The following is a 26,144-nucleotide window of genomic DNA, read 5'->3' on the forward strand; positions in this document are numbered from 1 at the left end:
AAGGAGGCCGTCCCCATGACCGTAGTCGCACGCCCCCGCCGGACGGGCAGAGGCATCGCCATCACCGGAGTCCTGGCAGTCCTGGCCCTCGAGGCCGTCGCCCTGGGCACCGCTCCCACCGGTCTGCGATCCGTGATCGGCGGCGTCCTGTTCGGTTCCTCCGTCACCGGCCTCGTCCTCGCCCTCCTCCTGGCCCGCACCGGCAGCCGCACCACGCGGACCAGTCCCACCGCTCCCGCGGGCGACAACCGGCAGTTCAGCGCACGGAGGTTCTCGGCATGACGTTCCCCAAGCCGTTCCCCGCGGCCCCGGCCCGGACCTCGCTGCCGTCCCGCGTGGCCGGCCGGCTGTCCCGGATGACCTGGGTGGACGTGGTCGTCGCCGCCGCCGTCCTGGTCCTGCTCTACCTCGCGCTGCGGGTCGGACAGGGCACCACGGTCCGTTTCTCCACCGGCCGCGGCGCCGATGTCGACACCACCCCCGCCCGGCTCCCCTACGACGCCGCACGCTCGCTGCTGCGGATGTTCGCCGCCCTCGCCGCCTCGGTCGTCTTCACCTTCGGCTACGCCTACGCCGCCGCCAAGAGCCGCCGTCTGGAGCGCATCCTCATCCCGGCACTGGACATCCTCCAGTCCGTCCCCGTACTGGCCTTCCTCACCGTGGCGGTCACCGGCTTCCTCGCGCTGTTCCCCGGCTCCGTGCTCGGCCTCGAATGCGCGGCGGTCTTCGCGATCTTCACCTCCCAGGCGTGGAACATGACCTTCGGCTTCTACGCCGCCCTCACCTCGCTGCCGCGCGAACTCGACGAGCTGTCCCGCTCCTTCCGCTTCACCAGGTGGATGCGCTTCTGGAAGGTCGAGGTGCCCTCCGGCATGATCGGCCTGGTCTGGAACGGCATGATGAGCTTCGGCGGCGGCTGGTTCTTCCTCGTCGCCTCCGAGGCGATCAGCGTCAACAACCAGACGTACGCCCTGCCCGGCGTCGGCTCCTACGCGGGCGCCGCCATCGCCGCCGGCGACCTCGGCAAGGTCGGCTGGGCGATCGTCACCATGGCCGTCATGGTGATCGGCGTGAACTTCCTGTTCTGGCGCCCGCTCACCGCCTGGGCGGAGAAGTTCAAGAACGAGCAGTCCGAGGCCACCGAGGTCCAGCGCTCCGTCGTCCTGGACTTCCTGCGCCGCTCCCACTGGCCCGAGCTGCTCGGCCGCCTGTTCCGCCCGGCCGCCCTGGCACTGTCCCGCGCCGGACGGCTGCTGGGCACCGACGACCGCCCGCTCGCCGTCGGCACCGGCCGCCGGCGTGCCGGCGACCTCGCCTTCGCCGTCGTCGCCGGGGGCCTGATCCTCTGGGGCCTGATCGACCTGGGCCGCTACCTGGACGACCGCACCGGCCTCGGCGTGTTCGGCGAGCCGCTGCTGCTCGGGCTGGCCACCCTGGCCCGCGTCGTCGTCCTGGTGGCGGTGGCCACCCTGGTCTGGGTGCCGATCGGTGTGAAGATCGGCTTCTCGCCGAGGCTCACCCGCATCGCCCAGCCCGTCGTCCAGGTGCTGGCCAGCTTCCCCGCCAACTTCCTGTTCCCCCTGGTCGTCTGGTTCCTCCTCAGGACCGGTCTGTCGATCGACGTCGGCGGCATCGTGCTGATGGCCCTCGGCGCCCAGTGGTACATCCTGTTCAACACCATCGCCGGCGCCATGGCCATCCCCACCGACCTGCGCGAGGCCATGGACGACCTCGGCGTGCGCGGCCGGCAGCGCTGGCGCCGCCTGATCGTGCCCGGGATCTTCCCCGCCTACGTCACCGGCGGCCTCACCGCCTCCGGCGGCGCCTGGAACGCCTCCATCGTCGCCGAGGTGGTCACCTTCGGCAGCACCACCCTCACCGCGACCGGCCTCGGCGCCTACATCGCCCGGGCCACCGAACGCGGCGACCGGCCGCACCTGCTCGCCGGGGTCGCGGTGATGAGCCTGTACGTCGTCCTCCTCAACCGGCTGGTCTGGCGCCGCCTGCACCGGCTCGCCGAGACCCGCTACTCCCTCTGACCACGCACGCGCCGCCCCACCCGCACCACGACGCACGGAGATCCGCCATGAGCTTCAAGAGCCTGCGCGACCTGCTCGCCCCCCGCACCGCCACCCGCACTCCCCTGACCACCGTCCCCGCCGCGGCGCCCGCCGCACCGTCCGCACCCGCCGCCCGCCCGGCGGACGGCGAGGTGCTGCTGGAGACCGCCGGCCTGACCAAGGCCTACGCCGGCGCGGACGGCGAACTGCCCGTCCTGTCGGGCATCGACCTGAAGGTGCGGGCCGGCGAGATCGTCGCGCTGCTCGGCAAGTCCGGCTCCGGCAAGTCCACCCTGCTGCGCTGCCTGGCCGGCCTCATTCCGCCCAGCTCCGGCACCGTCCGCTACCGCGGCACCCCGCTCACCGGCGCCAACCCGGGCACCGCCATGGTCTTCCAGACCTTCGCCCTGCTGCCCTGGCTCACCGTCCAGCAGAACGTCGAACTCGGCCTGGAGGCGCGCGGGGTGGCGCCGAAGGAGCGCGCCGGGGCGGCGGTGCGGGCCATCGACCTGATCGGCCTGGACGGCTTCGAGTCCGCCTACCCCAAGGAGCTCTCCGGCGGGATGCGCCAGCGGGTCGGCTTCGCCCGGGCGCTGGTCGTCGAGCCGGACGTGCTGATGATGGACGAGCCGTTCTCGGCGCTGGACGTCCTCACCGCCGAGAACCTGCGCGGCGAGCTGATGGAGCTGTGGGAGTCCGGCCAGTTCCCCACCCGCGCCGTCGTCCTGGTCACCCACAACATCGAGGAGGCGGTGCTGATGGCCGACCGGATCGTCGTCCTCGGCGCCCGCCCGTACGGCACCATCCGGGAGACCGTCGAGATCACCCTGGACCGGCCCCGCGACCGCGACTCCGCCGCCTTCGACGAACTGGTCGACCGCGTCTACCGCATCATGACCGGCCGCCCCAAGGAGACCCGCCTGCCCGGCCGCGCCGACGCCGTGCAGCCCGACCGGCGCACCGTCGCCAACACCCCGCTGCCCGGCGCCACGGTCGACGGCCTCTCCGGCCTCGCCGGGATGATCGCGCACCGCGGCGGACGCTGCGACCTCGCCGGCCTCGCCGACGAACTCGCGCTGGACATCGACGACATGCTCCCCCAGGTCGACGCCCTCGACCTGCTCGGCTTCGCCGAGATCAGCGGCAACGACCTCGTCCTCACCGACACCGGCGCCGCCTTCGCCGACGCCGACGTCCAGGAGTCCAAGACCGTCTTCGCCGCGGCCGCCCTCGACGTCCCGCTGGTCAAGCTGATCGCCAACAGCCTGCGCGGCAACCCCGGTACCGTCGTCCGCGCGGGGTTCTTCCGCGACCTGCTCGCCCACCACTACACCAGCGAACAGGTCGACCGGCAGCTGGAGACCGCCACCGACTGGGGCCGCTACGCCGAGCTGTTCGGCTACGACGCGGCGCCGCAGGAGTACCGGCTCGACGAAGGCGCCGAACTCCCCCGCTGACGCGCACACCGGCCGGACGGTTCGTCCGGCCCCGCTCAGCCCACCCGGCCGGTGGCCGGGCGCCGCCGCCCCACCAGGGCGGCCCGGGCAGGCCGCGTCTCGGCCACCGAGGCGACCGCGGCCTCCCCACCGGCGCCGCCGTACCCTCCGTCCCCGCGCTCCGGCATCCTGGTGGCGACCAGCGCCGCTTCCGTCAGCAGCCCCCGCACGTCCGCCGCCCGGTAGAAGATCCGCGTCCCCTCCCGTCGCGACACCACCAGCCCGGCCGCCCGCAGCCTCGACAGGTGCTGCGAGGTGGCCGCCACATGCGCGCCCAGGAGCTGCGCCAACTCGCTCACCGGCAGCTCCCGCCGGCTCAGCGCCCACAGCAGCCGGTAGCGCGACGGGTCGGCCACCGCCTTCAGCACCGCCACCGCCCGCTCCGCCGCCTCCGTATCCCAGGCCTCTCCTTGCGCATCCATGCAAGGATCGTACCGGGCGCACAACCGCCGCACCCGGGCCGCCGTCCCCCGGCCGCCGCACCCCGCCGTGCGCCGTCGTCGCCTGCGGCCGGCGCACCCGGGCGGCCGGGCGGAATGGCCAAATCGGCAGCCGGTGACACGAGTTGGCTGATTTGATGGGAGCACACAGCCGGCGGTTCCTGGGGGGCGCGATGGTGCGGGCGGATGGCCGGGAGAGTGAGCGGGTTCGGCTGCGGCCGTCGGGGAAGTACCGCCGCCGGCGGGCGGCGACCGCGGTGTTCGCCGCCACCGCGCTGCTCGCGTGCGCGCTGGAGTTGCTCGGCGGGGAACCGGGGCGGCCGCTGCCGACGGTGGTCGACGTCGTGGCGACCGCGGTGTGGACGGTGGTCCTGATCCGGCAGGCGACCCTGGCGGTGGCGCCCCCGACGGTGGTGGTCGATCCCGGCTACCTCGAACTCCGCGGCGGCCTGCGGAAGGTCAGGCTGCCGTGGGACGCGATCGCCGGTCTGTGCGTGCTGCCGGTCCGGGGATCCGCGGCCGTCTACGAGGCCCCGTTCTACCGGGGCTCCCTGCTGGTGCGCACCTCGGAGGGCAGCCCGACGGCGCTGCCGGGGCGCGGTTCGCCGCGCTGGTCGGCGTCGTGGCAGGGCATCCTCGTCGACCTGGCCCCGCTGACGGTTCCCCTGCAACGCCTCGACGAGGTGTTCACACCGTGGGCGTCCGACCGCTGGGGCGGGACGACCCGGCTGCCGGACGGTCCCGGCGGGGCCGCGGTGTTCGCGGCCGGCGCGCTGCTGTCCCGGCCCGCCCGCATACTGCTGCGGCTGCAGGGGATCCTGCTGCTGGTGGCCGTGGCGGCTTCGCTCCTCGTCCTGCGCTCCCTCGACACGCCCGTCCTGGGGCAGCCGGTCCTGGCGGCCGTCGCCCTGGTCCTGCTCGGGTCGGTGGGTGTGCGGCGGCTGGTCCTGGGCCTGTCCCGGCCCTGCGAGCTGCGGGTGGAGAGCCGGGCCGTCGTGGTGCGCGTCGGCGGCCGGGAGCGGGCCCTGCCGTGGTCCGGGATCGCCGCCCTGGAGACCGCGCAGCAGGACGTCTCCCTGGTCGGTCAGCGGTTCCGGGTGACGTCGGTGCGCGCCCGGTTCAACACGGGGGCGGACCGCCCGGCGCCGCTGCCGCACTGGCCGCTGCCCGCCAACGGACTGTCCGTCGACCTGCTGCCGGTGCACTCCCCCGCGCTCGGCCACCTGCACGGACTCACCGTCTTCCCCGCGCAGTTGGCGGACGCGCTGGCCTCGTACGGGGCGAACCTGCTGGCCGACCGCACCGGGCACGGCGGGCCCGTCACCGGCGAAGCCGTCACGGTCCGCGTCGGTCCGGGGCGCGGGACGGCCCACCGGACGCTGGCCTCGGCGCTGCGTGCCGCGCCGAGGGACCGGCCGCTGCGCCTGCTGATCGAGCCGGGCCGGTACCGGGAGGCGGGGCCGCTGGTGCTGTCCGGCACCGTCGAACTGGTCGGGGCGCCGGGCCAGGAGCCGGTGGTGATCGAGACGCCCGAGCAGTCCGCCCTCCAGTGCGAGGGACACGTCACGCTGGACTCCCTGACCGTGCAGGGCCGCGGCGCGACGGCCGTCGCCACCACCGGCCGGCTGGAACTGCGCGGCTGCCGGATCGACGGGCCGGGCGAGTACGCGCTGCTCGCCTCCCAGGGCTCCGAACTGATCCTGCGGGACTGCGAGATCATCGCGGGCCGGACCGAACTCGTCGGCGCCACCGGCACGCTGGAGCGCACCCGGTTCCTCTCGGCCCGGGACCACGCGCTGGTGCTGAAGGACCGCGCCAAGGCCGAGATCGCCGACTGCGCGGTGACGGACAGCCGGGGCCGCGGCATCGACGTGACCGGTTCCACGGCGGAGATCCGCGGCTGCGAGTTCCGCGGCACCGGCGACACCGCCATCGCCGCCGGCGACCACTCCGCGGTGCAGGTCCTGGGCTCCCGGATCGACGAGGTCCACGCGTCCGGCATCGCCTACGACCGCCAGGCGCACGGCACCGTCCAGGACACCACGGTCAACGGCGCCACGACCGGCCTGTACGTCGCGCGGGGCGCCGACCCCAGGGTCCGGGACTGCCTGTTCGCCCACTGCCGGGCCGAGGGGGTGCTGGTCGAGGACCAGGGGCGGGGGCGGCTGGAGACGTGCCGGATCGAGAACGCCGGCCAGCACGGCATCCGGGTGGTGTCCGGCGGCTCCCCGGTCGTCGACGACTGCGCGGTGGCCTTCGGCGGCACCGGGGTCACCGTGCACAAGGCGCGCGGCGACTTCACCCGGCTCCGGGTCCACGACCACTCCGAGAGCGCGGTCGAGGTCCAGGAGGGCTCGGTGGTGGACCTCGCCGAACTGCGCCTGGAGCGCTGCCAGTACGGCGTGCGCGGACACGGCACCGGTGTGACGATCCGGCTGGTCGGCGCCGTCATCGCCGACGCCACGTCCTCCGGGCTGCTGCTGCAGAACGCCGTGCGCGCCACCGCCGAGCACGTCACGGTGGAGCGGGCCGGCCTGTACGGCCTGAACTGCCGTGACGACAGCCGGCTGACGGCCCGGGACTGCACGGTGTCGAAGCCGGGTGAGACCGGGCTGCTGGCCATCTCCAACACCAGCGTGGAGATCGACCGGCTGGAGGTCTCCGGCAGCCGGCTCAACGGCATCTGGGCGCGCAACGCCAGCCGGGTGATCCTCACCGGGGTGCGGGTGTACGGCGCCGGCGGCGACGGCCTGCGCCTGGACGACGACGTGTTCGGCAGCGTGACGGACGGCGAGGTCACCGGCTGCGCGGGCGAGGCGGTGGCGGTCAACAACCGGGTGCTGCTGGAGAACGTCCGCACCGGGGCCACGGCGGAGGACATCCTGCAGCCGGAGGCCGGCCCGATCGCCGAACTCCAGCGCATGATCGGGCTGGCGGAGGCCAAGCGCCAGGTCGCCGTCCAGGTCGACCTGCTCCGGCTGGCCCGCTGGCGCTCCGATGCCGACCTCCCCCCGCCGCCCCGGGCCCACCACCTGGTCTTCTCCGGCCCGCCGGGGACCGGGAAGACCACCGTGGCCCGGCTGTACGGCCAGATCCTGGCCGCGCTCGGGGCCTTGAAGAAGGGCCACCTGGTGGAGGTCGCGCGCGGCGACCTCGTCGGCCAGTACCTCGGACACACCGCGCAGAAGACCCACCAGGCGTTCGAGCGGGCGGACGGCGGTGTGCTGTTCATCGACGAGGCGTACAGCCTGGCGCGGCGGTTCGGTTCGGGCACCGACTTCGGCCAGGAGGCGATCGACGTCCTCACCAAACTGATGGAGGACCACCGGGACGACGTCGTGGTCATCGCAGCGGGCTACACCGAGGAGATGCGGGCCTTCCTGGACTCCAACCCCGGTCTGCGCTCCCGCTTCTCCCGCATCCTGGAGTTCACCCCGTACGGCCCCGCCGAGCTCACCGAGATCATGCTCCACGAGGCGGAGCGCCACACCTACCGCCTCGCTCCGGGCGTCGCGGAGCGCCTCACCGAGCGCTTCACCCGCCGGGAGCTGCGGGGCGACCCGGCCAACGCCCGTGACGCGCGGACGCTGCTGGAGGAGATGGTCGAACGGCAGGCCACCCGGCTGGCCGGGGCGGGCACGCCGAGCCGGGAGGACCTGGTGGTGCTGCTGGCGGAGGACATCCCCGCCGAGGGCGGCTGGCTGTGACCCCGGACGAGGCCAACGACCTGCTCGCCGCCCGCCTCGACCAGGCGATGGCGGACCCCGCGGCGGCGGCGTGGTTCGCCACGGCCGAGGCGTCCGCGGCGGCGGCCGTGCTCCGGGCCGCCGGACCGCCGTCCGCCGCGGACCTCCCGCTCGTCCACGCCTACACGCTCGGCTACAGCGATCTGTTCGCCTTCCTGACCGCCGATCCGCGCGACCCGGCACTGCTGGGCGAGGCTCTGCTGCACCTGCTCCCGGTCCGGCGCCCATGGCCGGACCTGATGCCGCCCGCGTTCGCCGCCGTGCTGGCCGTGGCCGCCGGGGAGGACACGGCCGGCGACGGGGTGGGCGTCGAGCAGACGCACGCCGCGGGGATGGCCGTCGTGCTGGCGTTCGAGCGCTGGCGGTACCCCGGCGCGCCCGCGGTGGCGGTGAGGCTGCTGCGCCACACGGCGGCCGGGTGCCCACCGGAGGGCCCGCTGCTGGGCTCGGTGCTGTCGACGCTCGGCGTGGCCCTGCTGAACGACTACATCGACCGGTTCGACGCCTCGTCGGTCGCCGAGGCCGTGGAGGCCGGCCGCGCCGCGATCGCGGCGGCGCCGGCCACGCCCGGCGAACAGGCCCGCCGGCACGCCAACCTCGGCACGGCGCTGCGGTTCTGGTCCGACGTCACGGCGATCGACGAGGCGGTCCGCGAAGCCGTGTCCGAGGGGCGCACCGCACTGGCCCTGTGCCCGCCGGACGACCCCGGCCTGGCGGCGTACCGCGTCGAGCTCGGGATGTCCCTGACCCGTGCCGCCGTGCTGGCCGGCGACCACGCCGGCCTGCCGGAGGCGGCCACGCTGCTGCGCGCGCCGGACCACGGCGCACCGGACGACGCCCCCGCGGCGTCCACCGGTACCGCCGTGCAGACGGACCGGCTCTCCTTCCTGGGCATGGCACTGATCGCCCGGGGCACGCTGGAGGACCGGCCCGCGCTGCACGCCGAAGGCATCGCCCTGGGCCGGCAGGCCGTCGAGGCCTCGACCGGCCCGGCCGTACGGCTCCAGTACCTCTGCAACCTGGCCCTCGTCCTGCTGAGGTTCCCGGCCGGGGACGACGACGCCGGGACCACCACCCTGGCGGTCGCCACAGCCCAGGAGGCGGCCGGCCTCGCCCCGGCCGGGACACCGCGGTTCGCCGACACCCGGATGCTGCTCTCCGGCACCCTGGTCAGGCGCTACCTGGAGGCGCGGCGCCCGGAGGACCTGTCGGCGGCCGTCACCCATGCCACCGAGGCCTTCGACGCCACCCCGGCGGACCTGCCGCCGCGCCGCCTGGACCGGGCCCTCGCCCTCGCCGACCTGCTGGGCCTGCGCGCCGACGCCGAGGGCGCCGACGACCCGTCGGCCGAGCCGATCGCCCTGCTGCGCCGGCTCCTGCGCGAGCGGCCGCAGGCCACCGCCGACCGCGCGCAGGCGCAACGCCGGCTGGCCGACGCCCTCGTCGAGTCCGCGGCGCGGGAGGGACGGCCCGAGCGCGCCGCCGAGGCGGTGGAGCACTACCGGGCCTGCCTCGACCTGCCGTCCCCCGGGCCCGCCTTCGAGGCGGAGGTGCGCTTCGCCATGGGCTGGGCACTCGCCGTCCGGGCCGGCCGGGAGGACGAGGCGGCCTGGCAGCAGAGCCTCGCCTCCATGAACCGCGCGCTCGCACTGCTGCCCGCCGACGACCCGCAGCGCCTGGACCTCACGGGCCGGCTCGGCATCCACTGGGCCCAGCGCGGCGAGGACACCGGCGACCCGGCCGACTACCGGGAGGCCGTCGCGCTGCTGAGCGAGGTCACGGCGGCCGACGCGGACCGCCCCGCCACCGACCGCGCGGACCACCGGTACCAGCTCGGCTCCGCCCTGCTGGGCCTCGCCGACCTCGGCATCGAGGAGGACCTGCTCGACCGGGCGATGGACCAGCTCGACCAGGCCCTGGCCATCGCCCCGGCCGACCACCCCGGACGGCTTCCGATGATCTGCCGGCTCACCGACGCGCTCAACTCGCTCGCCTGGCTGCGCTCGGACACCGCCGCACTCGACCGGTCCCAGGTCCTGCTCTCCGAGGCCCTGGCCGGGCCCGGCGGAGGCCGGGAGAGCCGGGTCGCCTGCCTGATCGGCCTCGGCACCAGCCTGCGCATGCGCTTCCAGCTCAACGGGGAGCCGGCCCACCTGGAGCACGCCGTCGGCCACTACCGCGAGGCCATCGCCCTGATGGCGCCCGAACCCCAGCCGTACGCCCTCTTCGGACTCTCCATCTGCCTCGGAAGCCTGTACGGCTTCCGGCCGGACGGACAGCTGCGCACCGAGGCGATGGACACCTGCCGCGCCGCGCTGGAGCAGCTGCCCGGGCACCACCCGGAACGTGCCTCCGTCCTGGCCGGTCTGGGCTACCTCGAATGGACCCTGGCCGCGGAGTCCGGCTCGGAGGAGCAGATGGACGCCGCGCTGGACACCCTGAAGACCGCCGTCGCCACCGCGCCACCGGGTTACGGGGACCGGGGCCTGGTCCTCACCAATCTCGGCGCCGCCCTCCTCGACCGGGCGAACAGGACGGGCGACCGCAGCTGGGAGGCCCAGGCCGCCGCCGTGTTCCGCACCGCCCTGGAGCACACCGGCCCGACCTCGGCCCAGCGTCCGCTGGTGCTGAACAACCTCGGCATGGCGCTGTTCACCCTGTTCACGACCACCGGCGACACCGCGCTGCACGACCGGGCGATCGCGCTGCTGAGCGAGGCCGCGGACCACCGCCACGGGATGTCGATGGCCCGGGAACGCGCTGCGCTCAACCTGGCCATGATGCGGTTCCAGCAGGCCCGCATGGCCTCGGACACCGAGGCCTCGGTCGAGGCCTGCCGCCGGCTCGAGGAGCTGATCGGGGAACTCGGCTCCCCCCACCCGCTGCGGACCCTCGCGCTGGCGCGACTGGCCTACGCGGGTCTCGGCACCGCGGAACTGCTCCCCGAGCACGCGGCGCGAACGGCGCTGCGCCGGGCCGCCGCAGCCGCTCGGGAGGCCCTCGCCGATACGCAGGACGCCGACCAGTTCCAGGTGCTGGCCCGCCGGGTGCTGGCGACGGCCCAACTGCGGCGCGCCGAACTCGGGGAGAGGGTCGACCTGGCCGAAGCGGTCCGGCTGCTCCGCAGCAACGCCGAGGACACGTCCCTTCCGCCGCACACCCGCCTCCAATCGGCGCGCCTGTGGGGCGGCATCGCCGCGCGCACCGGCCGGGACGCGGAGGCCCTGGAGGGCTTCGCCCACGCGGTCGGCCTGCTGTCCCGGGTGGCCCCGCGTCACCTGGACAGGCTGGACCAGGAGGAACGGCTGAGCTCCGGCCGGGGGCTGGCCAGTTCGGCCGCGGCGCTCGCGATCCGGGCCGGCGATCCCGAACGGGCACTCGCGCTGCTCGAACAGGGCAGGGGGGTGCTGCTCGCCCAGGGCCTGGAGAACCAGGGCGACCTGTCCCGGCTGCGCGCGCTCGACCCGGCCCGCGCCGAGGAGTTCGAGCGGATCCGGGACCGGCTCAGCCAGGACCACCCGGTCGCGCTGCAGCTCACGGGCACCGAGGCGCCCGACGCCTTCTTCGTCCAGGGGGCCGCCGGCGCGGCCGGGAGCGCGGCCGGCCTGCGCGACGCCGAGGAGCGGCACACCCTGTCCCGCCGCTGGGACCAGTTGCTGGAGGAGATCCGCGCGCTGCCCGACCTCGGCGACTTCCTGCGTCCGCCGACCACCCGGGAGCTGCTCTCGGTGGCGGAGCGGGGCCCCGTGGTCGTGGTCAACGTCAGCGACTACGGCTCGCACGCCCTCGTCCTGGCCGAACCGGCCGGCGGCGGCACGCGCATCGACGTCGTACCGCTGCCGGACCTCACCCCGAGCGAAGTGGCCGTCGCCGCACAGGCGTTCACCGAGCGGTGGATCGACGTCGCCTACGGGGACGAGGGCGTGGCGCGGGCCAAGGAGCTGATGAACCTGCACCGCTCCGTCCTGGCGTGGCTGTGGGACAGCCTGGCCGGCCCCGTCCTGGAGCGCCTCGGGCTGCGCGGCACCCCGCTCGGCGAGGAGGAGTGGCCCCGGCTGTGGTGGTGCCCGACCGGCCGGCTGGCGTTCCTGCCGCTGCACGCCGCCGGCAAGGGCCCGCGGATCCCCGGCACCTGGGTCATGGACCGGGTCGTGTCCTCCTACACCCCGACCCTGCGGTCCCTGCTGCGTGCCCGCCGCCGGGCCGCCGGCCCGCCCCGACGCCGCCCCGCCCCGCTGGTGGTCTCGCTCGCGCAGACGCCGGGCGGCCCGCCGCTGCCCGGCGCCGGACCCGAGGCCGCCCTGGTGGCCGAGCTCTTCCCCGGCGGCCTGCGGCTGGACGGCGAGCACGCCTCCGTGGAAGCGGTGCGCCGGGAGCTGTACCGCCACCCCTGGGTGCACTTCACCTGCCACGGCGTCAGCGACCCGGAGAGTCCGTCGAACAGCGGCCTGATCCTCCACGACGGCAGGCTCAGCGCTCTCGACATCTCGGTACGGCGCCCGGTCGACGCCGAACTCGCCTTCCTGTCGGCCTGCTCGACCTCCCAGGGCGGGCTCGGCCTGCCGGACGAGGCGGTGCACCTGGCGCCGTCGTTCCAGCTGGCCGGTTTCACCCACGTCATCGGCACGCTGTGGACCGTCTCCGACAAGATCGCGCGTCAGCTCACCGGGGAGTTCTACGCCGCACTGCGCGGGGACGCCTCCCACGAGGGGCCGTTCGACCCGGCGCTCGCCCTGCACCACCCCGTCCGGGCGCTGCGTGAACGCCTGCTGCCCGCACCGCACCTGTGGGCGGCGCACGTGCACGTCGGCCCCTGAGACCGGCGGGCGCGCCGTCGGGACGCCCCGCTCAGGACGTCCCCGTCAGGACGCCTCCGGACCGCCGGCCTCGGGCGCCGCCGACGGCTCGGTCTCGCTCTGCGCCGTGCCCGAGGCGCCCTCGGGGCCCTGCTCGGGCTCTGCCGCACCGCCGGTGATCCGCAGGACCCGCCGGTCGCGGTACTCCTCGATCAGGCTCTCCACCGACTGGTCGTCACCGCTGCGCCCGTCCCGTGCCGCTGCCATCACCCTGCTCCCTCCGCGTCTCCGGTACCGGTACCGGCGCCGGCGCCCGCTCCGGGCCCGGCGGCGCCAGCAACTCCAGCACCTCGACCTCGCTGCCCTTGATGTAGACGCCCGCGGTGCCCGCCACCCGGCCGAGGAAGGTCCCGTCGCCGCTGAGGCGCCACTGCGATTCCAGATAGATGTCCTGCTGCTGCGGGAAGGCCGACACCGCCGACCGCGAGCCCAGCCAACCCCCCACCCACAGGCCGCCCTTGAGCCGGATCCGCACGAAGCAGGGCTCACGGTCGGCGAACAGGAAGTCCCAGGCCGTCGGCGTCGGCTCGTAACGCGCCCGTTCACGCCGGCGGCCCACCACCGCCGCGGCCCACGCGAGGCCGGACGGCACCGCGACGACCAGCAGCAGTACGACGAACCCGGCCTGCCGCGGATGCCGCAGCACCCCGGCGAGCGGCCCGCCGTCGCCCTCGCTCAGCAGCCGGGCCGGCCAGGGGCCCGCGACCACCGCGTAGACGGCGTCGAGCAGCCCGCTGATGGCGATCGCCCGCAGGGCCCGGTTCTGCGGCTCCTGCTCGGAGGCCCGCGGCCCGCGCAGGCGGTCGGCGACGGCCTGGTAGAAGATCCCGGGCAGCACCAGGGCCAGCAGGATGGCCAACTGCTGCACCGTGTTCGGAAGCACCCCGCCACCCCTCCCCGCCCCGTGCGGACCGCGTCCCCCACGGCACCGGAGCGTCTCCCCACCCTAGCCGAGCCCCCACCGCCCCGGGCCCGTTTTCCCCGAGTGCACCGGCGGTCCGGGCCGGGCGCGCGGGGGCGCGCCGTGGATCCGCGCAGCCGCGGTGAACGGTCAGGCCGGCCCGTACCGGTCGGCGTCGTGCGATCCGCGCGACGCCTTTCCGACCGCCTTGTGCAGGGTGCGCAGAGCCACCAGGAGCAGCCCGATGTCGTCCAGCAGAATGGGGTCCGGGAGCAGGTCGACGGGGCTGATCAGATAGGCGATGGACACCCAGAACAGGACCTTGGCCGACATCGGGACACCGGTCGCCACCAGGAGCTTGCGGACCCGGACCAGCTTCACGACCAGCACCACCGCGACCGCCAGGGAGACGGCCACCAGCGCGCCGAGGACCCACCACAGAACGTCGCCGCCGTTCACCGGCACACCTCCCGCTCACGCCCGCACATCCCGCCTCCGGCGCGCCGAGCGGCCCGGGCGGGCACGCGCGGACCCACCGCGCGGCCCTGCCCAGGGTACGGGAGGCCGGTTTCCGGAGCCGGTCCCGCTCAGGCGTCGAGAACCCCGCCCGCGCGCCGGACCACCGGCGCCTCCGTCGACCACGGGAAGTTGATCCAGTCGTCGGTCCGCTTCCACACGTACTCGCACTGCACGAGGCTGTGCGACTTCTCGTAGATCACGGCCGAGCGCACCTCGGCGACGTGGCCGAGGCAGAAATCGCGCACCAGCTTCAGCGTCTTTCCGGTGTCGGCGACGTCGTCGGCGATCAGGACCCTCTTGTCGGTGAAGTCGATCGCCTCGGGAACGGGTGCCAGCATCACGGGCATGTCGAGGGTGGTGCCCACCCCCGTGTAGAACTCGACGTTCACGAGATGGATGTTCTTGCAGTCCAGCGCGTAGGCCAGCCCGCCGGCCACGAACACACCACCACGGGCGATGCTCAGGATGAGATCGGGCTCGAACCCGTCATCCGCCACCGACTGTGCCAGCTCGCGCACCGCCCGGCCGAACGTCTGATAATCCAGGACTTCACGTACATCGCTCACCTGCACATTGTCCACGGCCGTCGACCCGACCACGAACGCCACCCCATGAGGACAGGAGATTCTTCGGCGCTGATGGCGTCAAGTGAGGTCGTCCCACCGTCCGGGGACGAAGATTCTTCGGTGCATGACGTCCTCCAGCTGCTGCTGGCGGGTGGCGGATCAGCGGATACCGACGGCGCTACCGTCCGTGATGTGGTCCGGCGCGGCGTGTCGTACGCGCCGACCGATTAACCTGGGCCGCTTCCCCGTCCCGGAACCACCGAGGAGCCCAGCGCCGTGTCCGACAGCTTCGCGCACCTGCACGTCCACACCGAGTACTCGATGCTGGACGGGGCCGCGAAGAACGGCAAGCTCTTCGCCGAGGCGGAGAGACAGGGCATGCCCGCCATCGCGATGAGCGACCACGGCAACATGTTCGGCGCCTACGAGTTCTTCCACGCCGCCGCCAAGACCGGTGTGAAGCCGATCATCGGCATCGAGGCGTACGTCGCCCCGGCCTCCCGCTTCGAGAAGAAGCAGGTGTTCTGGTCCCCCGGCGGCCAGCGCCCGAGCGGCGCCGACGGCGAGGGCGGCAAGGACGTCTCCGGCGGCGGCCGCTACACCCACATGACCATGTGGGCGCAGAACCCCACCGGCCTGCGGAACCTCTTCAAGCTCTCCTCGCTCGCGTCGATGGAGGGCTACTACATGAAGCCCCGGATGGACCGCGAGCTGATCGCCGCCAACGCGACCGGCATCATCGCCACCACCGGCTGCCCCTCCGGTGAGGTGCAGACCCGGCTGCGGCTCGGGCAGTACGACGAGGCGGTCAAGGCGGCCGGCGCCTACCAGGAGATCTTCGGCAAGGAGAACTACTTCCTGGAACTGATGGACCACGGTCTGTCCATCGAGCAGGACGTCCGCGCGGACCTGCTGCGCCTGGCCAAGCAGCTCAACATTCCGCTGCTCGCCACCAACGACTCGCACTACGTGACCGCCGACCAGGCGGACGCCCACGACAGCCTGCTCTGCGTCGGCGTGGGCAAGAACAAGGACGACCCGAACCGGTTCAAGTTCCAGGGCACCGGCTACTACGTCAAGACCGCCGAGGAGATGCGCGAGCTCTTCCGCGAACTGCCGGAGGCCTGCGACAACACGCTGGCGATCGCCGAGCGGGTCGAGTCGTACGAGGAGGTCTTCACCTACGTCGACCGGATGCCGCAGTTCGACGTGCCCGAGGGCGAGACCCAGGCCTCGTACCTGCGGCAGAAGATCGCCGCGGGCCTCAAGCACCGCTACGGCGACAACCCGAGCCAGGAGGTGCTGGAGCGGGTCGAGCTGGAGATGGGCGTGATCACCCCGATGGGGTTCGACGCCTACTTCCTCGTGGTCGCCGACATCTGCCAGTACGGGCGGGACAGCGGCATCCCGGTCGGCCCGGGCCGTGGCTCGGCGGCCGGCTCGATGGTCGCCTACCTGACCGGCATCACCCAGCTCGACCCGCTGGAGCACGATCTGCTGTTCGAGCGGTTCCTCAACCCCGAGCGCATCAACCCCCCGGACGTCGACATCGACTTCGACGACCGCCAGCGCGACCAGATGGTGCGCTACGTCACCGAGAAGTACGGCTCCGCCTACACCGCCCAGGTCAACACCTTCGGCACGATCAAGGCGAAGGCCGCGGTCAAGGACGCCAACCGCATCCTCGGCTACCCCTTCGCGATGGGCGACCGGATCACCAAGGCGATGCCGCCGGACGTCATGGGCAAGGGCGTGCCGCTGGCCGACCTCTTCAACGACAAGCACCCCCGGTACAACGAGGGCACCGAGATCCGGGCGCTGTACGACAACGAGCCCGACGTCAAGAAGATCATCGACACCGGCCGGGGCATCGAGGGCCTGATCCGCGGCACCGGTGTGCACGCCGCCGCCGTCATCCTCTCCTCCACCCCGCTGCTGGAGCTGATCCCGCTGCACAAGCGGGACAAGGACGGCACCATCATCACCGGCTTCGACTACCCGTCGTGCGAAGCCATGGGCCTGATCAAGATGGACTTCCTGGGTCTGCGGAACCTGGGCATCATCGACCACTGCATCAAGATCGTGAAGGCCAACCGGGGCGTCGACGTCGACATCGAGAAGATCCCGATCGACGACCCCACCACCTACCAGCTGCTGGCCCGCGGCGACACCCTCGGCGTGTTCCAGCTCGACGGCGGCCCGATGCGCGCCCTGCTCAAGCTGATGAAGCCGACCGAGTTCGCCGACATCTCCGCCGTCTCCGCGCTGTACCGGCCCGGGCCGATGGGCATGAACTCGCACACCAACTACGCGCTGCGCAAGAACGCCCAGCAGGAGATCATCCCGATCCACCCCGAGCTGGAGGCCCCGCTCGCCGACGTCCTCGGCCCCACCTACGGCCTGATCGTCTACCAGGAGCAGGTCCAGCGCGCCGCCCAGGTGCTCGCCGGGTACTCGCTCGGCCAGGCCGACCTGCTGCGCCGGGCGATGGGCAAGAAGAAGAAGGAGGTCCTGGAGAAGGAGTTCGTCCCCTTCCACGCCGGCTGCAAGGAGCGCGGCTACTCCGACGAGGCCATCCAGGCCGTGTGGGACGTCCTGGTCCCGTTCGCCGGCTACGCGTTCAACAAGTCGCACTCCGCCGCGTACGGCCTGGTCTCGTACCAGACCGCCTACCTCAAGGCCAACTACCCCGCCGAGTACATGGCCGCGCTGCTCACCTCGGTCGCCGACGACAAGGACAAGATGGCGGTCTACCTGGCGGAGTGCCGCCAGATGGGCATCCGGATCCTCTCCCCCGACGTCAACGAGTCGGTGGTCGACTTCACCGCCGTCGGCAGCGACGTGCGCTTCGGCCTCAAGGCGGTGCGCAACGTCGGTGTCCCGGTCATCGAATCGCTGGTGCGCACCCGGGAGGAGTCGGGCAAGTACACCTCCTTCCCCGACTTCCTGGACAAGGTGGAGCTGGTGGTGTGCAACAAGCGCACCGTCGACTCCCTGGTCAAGGCGGGCGCCTTCGACTCGCTCGGGCACACCCGGCTCTCGCTCAGCACCGTGCACGAGAGCGCGATCGACGCCGTCACCGGACTGAAGAAGCAGCAGGCGATCGGCCAGGACGACCTCTTCGGCTCCCTGGACACCGGCGACGGCGGCGGACCCGGCATCGGGCTGGACTTCGAGCTCACCGACCGCGAGTGGCCGCGCCGCCAACTCCTCTCCCTGGAGCGGGAGATGCTCGGCCTCTACGTCTCCAGCCACCCGCTCGACGGCGCCGAGCACATCCTCTCCCAGAACCGGGACACCTCGATCGCCGACCTCCTCGGCTCGGGCCGGACCGAGGGCGAGGTCCGCCTCTCCGGCCTCATCACCGCCGTGGACCGCCGGATCAACAAGGCCGGAAACGCCTGGGCGATCATCACCCTCGCCGACCGGGACGGCTCGGTCGAGGTGCTGTTCTTCCCCGCCACCTACAACCTCATGGCCGAGCAGATGGTGGAGGACAACGTCATCTCGGTCCGCGGCCGGCTCAACGAGCGCGACGGCTCGCTGAGCATCTTCGGCCAGGAGATCACCACGCTGGACGTCTCCTCCGCCGAACTGGGCACCAAGCCACCGGTCCAGATCACCGTGCCGACCGCCCGGATCACCCCCGAGATCGTGGCCGAGCTCAAGCTCGCCCTCCGCGCCCATCCCGGCGACGTCCCGATCCGCCTCCTGACCACCGGCTGGGACAAGGACACCCTCTACGAGCTCGGCTTCCTGGTGAACCCCGAGAACGGACTCGCCTCGGACATCAAGACCCTGCTCGGCAACCGCGCCTGGACGGGCACCGCCGTCCGTTCCTGAACCGGGACCACCGGCCGGGCGGCCACCGCTGTCGCCGCCCGGCCGGGTCGGCGGTCCGCGCCGTACGCGCGGACCGCCGGCTCCTCACGGCGATCCCGTCACTTCCGGTCCGCGTGAACGGAGTTGGCGTCCTGGATCTTCCGCCAGGACTTCGGTTCCGCCGGCCGCCGCCCGTCACCCCGATCCGCCGCCGCACCCGCGCCCGCACCCGGCGACGCGGCGGCCGCGGTCCCGTTCGGCACCGGGCCGGTGGCGGGCTTGCCCGGGGTGAACAGCCAGGTGTTCAGCAGGTCGCCGAGGTTCCGGCCGGAGACCTTCTCCGCGTACGCCTGGAACTCCGCAATGGTGGCGTTGCCGTAGCGGCGCTCGGTGGGCCAGCCCTTCAGGATCCGGAAGAACGTCTCGTCCCCGACGGCGTTGCGCAGCGCCTGAATGGCGACCGCGCCGCGCTGGTAGACCGCGTCGGAGAGCTGGTTCTCCTCTCCCGGGTCGCCCGGCTTGACGCTCCAGAACGGGTCGTCGGCCGGGTAGAAGGCGTAGATGTAGTCGGCCAGCTCCTGCGCGGTGCCCTCGTTCTCGTGCTCGGACCAGAGGAACTGCGCGTACTGGGCGAAGCCCTCGTTCAGCCAGATGTCGCTCCAGCGGGAGAGCGAGACGCTGTCGCCGTACCACTGGTGGGCCAACTCGTGCACGACGACCGACGTGTTGGATCCCCGCGCGAACAGCCCGGGCCCGTAGAAGACCCGCGTCTGGGTCTCCAGGCCTCCGCTGCTCCGGACGTTGGGCACGACGCCGCCGACCGAGCTGAACGGGTAGGCGCCGAAGTAGCCGCTCAGCCAGTCCACCAGCTCGCCGGTGCGCTCCACGCTCGCCCGGGCCGCGCCCGCGTTCGCCCCGAGGTCCTTGCTGTAGGCGTTGTAGACCGGCAGCCCACTGGCCGTGGTGTCCTGGCTGATGTCGAACTTCCCTATCGCCAGCGTCGCCAGATAGGTGGCCTGCGGCTTGTCCTCGCGCCAGTTGTAGCGGGTCCAGCCCGCCCGCGAGGCGGTGCCGGTCAGCACGCCGTTGCTGACCACCTGGGTGCCGTCCGGCACCAGCACCGAGACGTCGAAGGTCGCCTTGTCGCTCGGGTGGTCGTTGCTCGGGAACCACCAGCCCGCCGACACGGGCTCGCCGGCCACCACCGCGCCGTCCGGGGTGCGGCGCCAGGCGGTGTAGCCGCCGTACTTCTCCACGGTCGACGGCACGTCCTTGTAGCGCACCACCACGGTGGCCTGGGATCCTCTGGCCAGCGGCCGGGCCGGAGTGATCTCCAGCTCCTGATCGCCGCTGGTGGCGAAGGTGGCGAGCCGCCCGTTGACCCGGACCTCGGAGACCCTCAGCGCGAAGTCGAGGTTGAACCGGGAGAGGTTCTGGGTGGCCGTGGCCAGGATGGTCGTCGTGCCCTCCAGCTCGTCGGTGGCGGGCTGGTACTTCAGCCGCACGTCGTAGTGCGAGACGCGGTACCCACCGTTGCCGAGGGTGGGGTAGTACGGGTCCCCCAGGCCGTCCGCACCCGGCTGGAAGCCGGAAGCCGAGGCGGGGACGGCCAGGAACAGACTCAGGGCACCGGCGGCAGAAGCGATCAACCTCTTGCGCACGTGGTCCTCCAGGGATCACCGGAACGATCGGGTCGAACCGATCCTTGTCCCGGCGACCGCCCCGCTACTCCCCGATGGTGAGAACTTCATGAAGAGGCCCCGGCGGCGCCCCTCCCGTCGGCGCACGTGGGCGGGCGCCTCGGCGCCGCGACCGACGTCGGGGCCGTGGTTCTAGGATGCGGACATGGACAGGATCACGCCGCCACCCGGAGAACCGATACCGATGACGACGCGGCGAACCCGCTGGCAGGAGGCGGGGCAGAGCGGGAGCTTCGGCAAACGGTTCGCCGAGCTCATCGCCGCCGGCGAGGACGTCGACGGCGAGGCCCGGCTCGCCGACACGCTCCTGCGGCGCGGCGCCCGGGTGCTCGACGCCGGCGCCGGCATGGGCCGGGTGGCCGCGGCCCTCCTGCGCCGGGGGCACGACGTGGTCGCGATCGAGCCCGACGAGGCCCTGGTCCGGCAGGCCCGGGAGACCTACCCCGGGCTGCCGATCGAGGAACGCGACATTCTCGGCCTCGGTCCCGAGGACGGCCCGTTCGACCTGGTCGTCTGCGTGGGCAACGTCCTCGTCTACCTCGCCGAGGGTACGGAGCGCAGGGCGCTGGGCGCGATGCGCGACGTGCTCGGCGAGAACGGCCGGATCCTGGTCGGCTTCCACCTGCAGGACCCGCCGCCGCACGCCAGGAACTACACCGCGGCCGAGTTCGAGGCGGATCTGGCCGCCGCCGGACTGCGGGTCGACCTGCGAGCGGGCACCTACCAGCTGCATCCCGCGAACGACACCTACGGCGTCTGGGTCCTGAGCCGCGCCTAGGGTTCCCCCGTCTCCCGGGGCCGCCCCCCGGGAGACCTCCAGGACGACTCCCCCACCATGACCACGCCGCCTCGCCGCCGGACGCCGGCGCCGCGTCCCGGCCAGGTGATCATCTATCGGACAGGCCACAACCGGCCGGCCATGGCCAGGCCGGCCTCGCAGTTGTCGATCGCCCGCTCGTCGCGGCTCTGCGGGGGCTGTTCCCGCAGTATCGCGAGGGCCTCGCGGAAGTAGGTGGTGGCGGCCTCGTACTGCTCGGTGAGCAGGCTCTGGTGGCCCAGGTTCCCGAGCACGTGGGCTTCGCCCGCGCGGTCGCCGACCGAGGCCAGCAGCGCGCGGGCCGTGCGCAGTTCGCCGAGGGCGGGTTCGTGCCGGCCCTGCGCGCTCAGGGCGGTGGCCAGGTCGTTGCGGGCGTGGCCCTCGCCGCCGCGGTCACCGATCCGGCGGGCCGCCGCGACCGCCGACCGGTCCGCCGCCATCCAGTCCGCCAGGTACGGGCCGGCCTGGAAGTGGCCCCAGAGCGCCACGGGCAGCTGCCAGGCGTGGCCGTCGAGGCCGTGCTCGGCGGCGTACCGGACGGTCTCCATCAGCTGGGGGTGCTCGCTCTCGCACCACTGCCGTGCCTCGGCCGGGGTGGTGAAGCCCGGCGGCTCGTACCAGGGGCCGGCGGCGGTGAGCGGCAGGCGCCGACGCTGCGGGGTGAGCAGGCGGGCCGCCGCCTCCGCGTGGTGCAGGTACCAGGAGCAGAGGCGTTCCCGGGCGGCGGCGCGGTCGGCGGGACCGGTTTCGGCGGTGGCGCGTTCGGCGGCGTAGCAGCGCAGCAGGTCGTGCAGGCGGTAGCGGTCCGGGCCGGCGGGGTTGAGCAGATGGGCGGCGGCGAGGTGTTCGAGCACCGGCCCGGTCGCGGCGGGGGCCGAGCCGGAGAGCGCGGCGGCCGCGGCCGTGCTGATGCGGCTGCCGGGGGCCAGGCCCAGGAGTCGGAAGAGCCGCTGGGCGGTGGGTCGCAGGGCGCGGTAGGAGAGGTCGAAGGCGGCCCGGACGGCCGAGGTGGCGTCGCCGTCGATCTGGAGCGCGGTGAGACGGTCCTCCGCGTCGCGCAGTTCGGCGGCGTGGTCCACCAGGGTGCGGTGGGGTCGTTCCGCGAGGCGGCCCGCGGCGATGCCGAGGGCGAGCGGCAGGTGACCGCAGGCGGCGGCGAGTTCGGCGGCGGCGCGGGGTTCGGCGCGGGTGCGGTCGACGCCGGTGATCCGGGCGAGCACTTCGACGGCTTCGGGCTGGGGCAGGACGTCGAGCACCAGCCGCCGGGCGCCGTCGCAGGCGGTGAGCCCGGCCAGCCCGTCCCGACTGGTCACCAGGGCCAGCGAGCCCGCCGAACCGGGCAGCAGCGGGCGGACCTGCTCGGCGTTGCGGGCGTTGTCGAGCAGTACCAGCACCCTGCGGTCGGCGAGCAGCGACCGGTACAGGGCGGCGCACTCGTCGATGGTGCCGGGTATCTGCTCGCGGTCGGTGCCGAGGGCCCGAAGGAAGCGGGCCAGCGCCTCGTACGGGGCCAGCGGCGGGCCGAAGGCGTACCCGCGCAGGTCGAGGTGGAGCTGACCGTCGGGGAAGCGCTCGCGGACCCGGTGCGCCCAGTGCACGGCGAGGGCGGTCTTGCCCGTCCCGGCGCCGCCGGTCACCACGCCGATGCCGGCGGCGACGACCGGGCCGGCCGGGTCGGCGAGGCCGTCCAGGACGGCGAGTTCCGCCCTCCGTCCGACGAAGGTGGCCAGCGCGGGCGGCAGTTGGGCGGGCCTGGGCACCTGCTGCCGGGTCCCGGGCGAGCGCACCGCCGGGGCGGGCCCGCCCTTCAGCAACTCCTGGTGCAGCACCTGGAGTTCCGGTCCGGGATCGAGGCCGAGTTCGTCGGCCAGCTGTCGCGCGAACCGGCGGTAGGCGGCGAGCCCGTCGGCCTGTCGGCCCGCCCGGTGCAGGGCCCGGACGAGCTGTGTCACGAAGCGGTCCCGGAGCGGGTGTTCGGCGACCAGCGCGGTCAGCTCCGGGACGGTCTGCCGGTGCCGGCCGAGTTCGGCCTCCAGGTCCAGGCAGTTCTCCCAGGCGGTGAGCCGCAGTTCGTTCAGTGCCACCGAGCCGGCCGCCAGCAGGCTGCCGGACAGCCCGTCCAGCACCGGGCCGCGCCACAGGCCGAGCGCCGACCGGAACTCCTGGACGGCTGCGGCGGGTTCGCCGCGCTCGGCCAGCCGGCGCGCCACCGACACCCGGTGGGCGAAGGTCAGGGCGTCCACCTGGTGGCCGTCCGGTGCGATCCGGTAGCCGGGGCCGTCGGTGAGCAGCACCGGCGACCCGTCGTGCGCGGCGGCGAGCTTGCGCCGCAGCAGCCCGGCGAGGTTCCGCACCTGGCGGTGGGCCGTGGCCGGCGGTTCGTCGTCCCAGACCGCGTCGACCAGGCGGGCCACCGGGACGACGGCCCCGGCGTTCAGCAGCAGGGTGCCGAGCATCCGCTCCTGCTTGGCGCCCTCCGTCCGGGTCCGCCGACCGTCGTCGGCCCACACTTCCAGTGGCCCCAGGATCTTGAACTCCATGTGTCCCTCCCGTGGTTGGCCGACGTCGAGGCGCCCGGGCACCTTCGAGGCTTGTGACCATTTCATGACGGACTCGTGTCGACTTTGTGCATCCGGTTGGGAGTCTTCTCCCACCGGCCCCGCTGGGCCGGCTCCCCCACACTCAAGGAGCAGTTGGATGAAGCGCATGAAGCAGGCCGCGGCCCTGGCCGTCGCACTCGGCCTGGCCCTCGTACCCCTCTCGGCGAGCACCGCGCAGGCCGCCGGACCGGCCACCCACAAGGGGATGACCTGGCAGGTGCTCGCGACGGGCCCGGACGGGACCGTCCAGGTCGGCGGCCCCCAGCACTCGACGCCGAGCGACCCGTACAACGGCGACACCCTGCCGTCCGTCTCGCTGCCGGTCCTCTGCATCAACGTGGACGACAGCCCGGCGCCGGACGGCATCAGCATCGGCTTCTACAGCGGCTGGTCCGGCGGCACCGTCGCGCTCAGCCAGCCGGTGAAGGGCTCGCGACTGAACAGCCAGGCCGCCGCGAACAGCGTCTGCCAGGCGTCCTTCGGCATCGGCTGGCGCCAGGCCGAGTTCCACGACGGCCGCTACGGCCCGAACCTGGAGTACGTCGGCGGGTGGAGCTTCTGGGCGTACGGCAACATCAGCCCCAACGCCCGCTTCTGGACCGCCATCAACGACCAGCAGGCCAACCCCTGGAACTGACGGCGGCGCGGTGGTGACGGCCGGGCGGGGCGGTGGGCAGTCCGCCCGGCGGTACCGCCTACGGTGCCGGTGCCGGTGCCGGCCCGGAGCCCTCGGGGCACGGCGTGAGGGCTCCCGTACGAGCGGCCCGGTCACCCTCGGGTGGCCGGGCCGTCCGGCGTTCGGGGTTCCTCGGCGGTACGGGAGGCAGGGCGGGGGTCTCGTCGGCCGGCGGGGACTCCGGGGTGAGGGGCGCGTGGCACGGGGCAGGAACTCCTCTGCCGGGAAGGTGTCATGGGTGCGGGGCGGACCCCGTCGCAGGGGCGGCGCCGGGACAGACCCTCCCATCCGGCGGCGACCGGTGACATCCCAGGTTTGCAGGGGGCGCGACGCCTCTTCCCTGTGGTAGGAGGACGACCTGCTGCGGACCGCTCAACGACCAAGCCCCAGGTCAGTGACCTGGGGCCCGCGTGCTGTCCGGGCGCGTGCCGGGTTCCGGGGCGGGACCGGCCGGGTGGGGGCGTCAGGCCGGGGGACGGCCGAGTCCGGCGGTGTACGGGGCCGCGAGGAGCGCGACGAGTTCGCGGCGGCTGCGGACGCCGGTCTTGGTGAAGGCCGACTTCAGGTGGTCCTGGACGGTGGCCGGGCTCAGGAAGAGCCGGTGGGCTATGTCCCTGGTGCTCAGGCCCCGTACTGCCTGGAGCACCACCTCCTGCTCGCGGGGGGAGAACCGGTGTGCCAGCAGGGACAGCGGGATGACGTCGACCGGGCTCGCGGGCTGGGCGACCAGGGCGACGCTGCCCCGCGGGCTCTGGTCGAGCAGCGAGGCGCGGACGGCGAGCCACTGGCCGCTGGGACGGCGCAGCCGGGCCCAGGCGTGGGCGCCCGCGTTCGCGGAGGGCACGTGGGTGCGGGCCCGCTCCGAGAGGTAGACCAGCGCGGTCGGTACTCCGGCGGGGCGGTACTGCGGCTCGGAGAGTTCCTCGAACAGCTGCCGGGCCCCGGAGTCCGCGGAGGTGAGCTGACCGGTGGGGCCGATGACGGCGACCCCGAGCCAGTACGGTCCGTCCTGCGGGTCCGCTCGGACGTCCTGTCCGTCAGGGCCGCCCGCGGCGGGCAGCGCATAGTCGCGAAGGGCGGCGGCCACCGCCCGGGCGGCCCGTTCGGCCAGTCTCTGCTCGCGCGCGCCGAAGGGCGCCGAACCGGCCTCGCGCATCAAGGCGGCGGCTCCCCACCGCCCGCCGCCGACGTCGAAGTTCATCCGCAGCTCGTCGCCCAGTCCGAACTCGGCGAGCAGCTCCCGGTAGCGCACGCTGCGTTCGGGGCGGCCACCGGTGGCGCGGTGGACGGTCTCCACGACGCGGCCGGCGGCCCGGATGTCGACGAACCGGGTGGTGTCGTCGGACCACATCTCCAACCGGATGGCGTGCTCGAAGGCGGTCGGCTGCAGGCCCTCGGCAACGGTGGAGGTCAGGAAGCCGGTGACCGGATCGGCCCCGTGCAGGCAGCCCGCTTCGGATCCGAGAGCGGGCCCGAGGACGGTGAGGAGCTGCCGGAAGAACTGTTCGAGCGGAAGCTTCGCCGCCGCCAGATCGTCGATCTCTCCCATCATGCGGCGTTCCCTGTCGCGGAATGAGGTCATCTCTTTACCATAGGGCCGAAGTTGGCGTACTCCCCACAGTCCTGGGACGTCGCCGGTCGCCACCGACCGAGGAAGTGCGGCAGTCGCGCCAGGTGCCGGCCGGCACCGACCTGACCACGCCTGATACCTTGCAATCGCCATGGTGTTCGGGAAACCGGTCTGAGTCCGGTGCGGCCCTCGCCACTGTTGCCGCGGAGTACCGCGGCCCTCGCTGACCGGCTCTGCCAGCGGTCAGGACCACTGGGCGGGCTGGAAGAGCCGCCCGGGAAGGTCGGCTGCGGTGTGTCGATGCGGAAGCCAGGAGACCGGCCACGGCGCGACATGTTCCACGAGGGTTTTGGAGAACACGTGCCCAGCGCTCTG

16 protein-coding genes and 1 riboswitch are annotated in these 26,144 nt (G+C 73.5%); of the genes, 8 read left to right on the forward strand and 8 right to left on the reverse strand.

Annotated elements, in window-relative coordinates; all coding sequences use genetic code 11:
- Positions 1–15: 15 nt before the first annotated feature.
- Genes ABZW10_RS07205 through ABZW10_RS07215 form a run of 3 tightly spaced genes read left to right on the forward strand, consistent with a single transcriptional unit; the run spans position 16 to position 3,517 of the window.
- Positions 16–282, forward strand: a complete 267-nt coding sequence (locus tag ABZW10_RS07205) for a hypothetical protein (RefSeq protein WP_355361242.1) — start codon at positions 16–18, stop codon at positions 280–282.
- The gene (locus ABZW10_RS07210; protein WP_355361244.1) at positions 279–2,039 is read left to right on the forward strand and encodes an ABC transporter permease subunit; all 1,761 of its coding nucleotides are present in this window, start codon (positions 279–281) and stop codon (positions 2,037–2,039) included. The genes ABZW10_RS07205 and ABZW10_RS07210 overlap by 4 nt, the downstream gene beginning before the upstream one ends.
- A 47-nt stretch (positions 2,040–2,086) precedes the next feature.
- Positions 2,087–3,517, forward strand: a complete 1,431-nt coding sequence (locus ABZW10_RS07215; protein WP_355361246.1) for a nitrate/sulfonate/bicarbonate ABC transporter ATP-binding protein — start codon at positions 2,087–2,089, stop codon at positions 3,515–3,517.
- Positions 3,518–3,552: 35 nt separating this feature from the next.
- Here ABZW10_RS07215 and ABZW10_RS07220 read toward each other — a convergent pair whose 3' ends face one another.
- A complete protein-coding gene (locus tag ABZW10_RS07220; protein WP_355361248.1) occupies positions 3,553–3,978 on the reverse strand; it encodes a metalloregulator ArsR/SmtB family transcription factor in 426 nt (141 codons plus the stop codon).
- Positions 3,979–4,133: 155 nt separating this feature from the next.
- Here ABZW10_RS07220 and ABZW10_RS07225 point away from each other — a divergent pair, with 155 nt between their 5' ends.
- Together ABZW10_RS07225 and ABZW10_RS07230 are read left to right on the forward strand one after the other, a co-directional pair.
- Complete coding sequence (locus ABZW10_RS07225) at positions 4,134–7,703, forward strand: right-handed parallel beta-helix repeat-containing protein (RefSeq protein WP_355361250.1); 3,570 nt, start codon at positions 4,134–4,136, stop codon at positions 7,701–7,703.
- A complete protein-coding gene (locus ABZW10_RS07230; protein ID WP_355361252.1) occupies positions 7,700–12,559 on the forward strand; it encodes a CHAT domain-containing protein in 4,860 nt (1,619 codons plus the stop codon). The genes ABZW10_RS07225 and ABZW10_RS07230 overlap by 4 nt, the downstream gene beginning before the upstream one ends.
- A gap of 45 nt (positions 12,560–12,604) precedes the next feature.
- On the opposite strand, the gene ABZW10_RS07235 is transcribed toward ABZW10_RS07230, so the two are convergent.
- From ABZW10_RS07235 to ABZW10_RS07250, 4 genes are all read right to left on the reverse strand, one after another.
- Entirely contained in the window at positions 12,605–12,805 is a 201-nt protein-coding gene (locus ABZW10_RS07235; protein WP_355361254.1) for a hypothetical protein, read from the reverse strand.
- Positions 12,774–13,481, reverse strand: a complete 708-nt coding sequence (locus tag ABZW10_RS07240) for a DUF6338 family protein (protein WP_355361256.1) — start codon at positions 13,479–13,481, stop codon at positions 12,774–12,776. Before ABZW10_RS07240 ends, ABZW10_RS07235 begins: the two co-directional genes overlap by 32 nt.
- A 168-nt stretch (positions 13,482–13,649) precedes the next feature.
- On the reverse strand, positions 13,650–13,958 hold the full coding sequence (locus ABZW10_RS07245) for a YkvA family protein (RefSeq protein WP_355361258.1): 309 nt from the start codon (positions 13,956–13,958) through the stop codon (positions 13,650–13,652).
- 128 nt (positions 13,959–14,086) lie between these two features.
- On the reverse strand, positions 14,087–14,584 hold the full coding sequence (locus tag ABZW10_RS07250; protein ID WP_355361535.1) for a phosphoribosyltransferase: 498 nt from the start codon (positions 14,582–14,584) through the stop codon (positions 14,087–14,089).
- 276 nt (positions 14,585–14,860) lie between these two features.
- Between ABZW10_RS07250 and dnaE the strand changes: the two genes are divergently transcribed.
- Entirely contained in the window at positions 14,861–18,427 is a 3,567-nt protein-coding gene (dnaE, locus tag ABZW10_RS07255) for a DNA polymerase III subunit alpha (RefSeq protein ID WP_355361260.1), read from the forward strand.
- 98 nt (positions 18,428–18,525) lie between these two features.
- Here the strand turns inward: dnaE and ABZW10_RS07260 are convergent, their stop codons facing one another.
- Positions 18,526–20,067 (reverse strand): M1 family metallopeptidase, encoded by a 1,542-nt coding sequence (locus ABZW10_RS07260; RefSeq protein WP_355361262.1) that lies wholly within the window; start codon positions 20,065–20,067, stop codon positions 18,526–18,528.
- A gap of 223 nt (positions 20,068–20,290) precedes the next feature.
- On the opposite strand from ABZW10_RS07260, the gene ABZW10_RS07265 reads away from it, so the two are divergent.
- A complete protein-coding gene (locus ABZW10_RS07265) occupies positions 20,291–20,884 on the forward strand; it encodes a class I SAM-dependent methyltransferase (protein WP_355361264.1) in 594 nt (197 codons plus the stop codon).
- A gap of 113 nt (positions 20,885–20,997) precedes the next feature.
- On the opposite strand, the gene ABZW10_RS07270 is transcribed toward ABZW10_RS07265, so the two are convergent.
- Positions 20,998–23,463: a BTAD domain-containing putative transcriptional regulator gene (locus ABZW10_RS07270; protein WP_355361266.1), complete on the reverse strand. Its 2,466-nt coding sequence runs from the start codon at positions 23,461–23,463 to the stop codon at positions 20,998–21,000.
- Between the two features lie 157 nt (positions 23,464–23,620).
- Here ABZW10_RS07270 and ABZW10_RS07275 point away from each other — a divergent pair, with 157 nt between their 5' ends.
- Positions 23,621–24,160: a hypothetical protein gene (locus tag ABZW10_RS07275; protein WP_355361268.1), complete on the forward strand. Its 540-nt coding sequence runs from the start codon at positions 23,621–23,623 to the stop codon at positions 24,158–24,160.
- 502 nt (positions 24,161–24,662) lie between these two features.
- Here ABZW10_RS07275 and ABZW10_RS07280 read toward each other — a convergent pair.
- Positions 24,663–25,781, reverse strand: coding sequence for a helix-turn-helix transcriptional regulator (locus ABZW10_RS07280; RefSeq protein ID WP_355361270.1), 1,119 nt, complete (start codon positions 25,779–25,781; stop codon positions 24,663–24,665).
- Between the two features lie 123 nt (positions 25,782–25,904).
- Positions 25,905–26,110: riboswitch (cobalamin riboswitch) on the forward strand.
- Positions 26,111–26,144 lie beyond the last annotated feature (34 nt).

Source organism: Kitasatospora sp. NPDC004723, from assembly GCF_040609255.1.
Taxonomy (GTDB): Bacteria; Actinomycetota; Actinomycetes; order Streptomycetales; family Streptomycetaceae; genus Kitasatospora.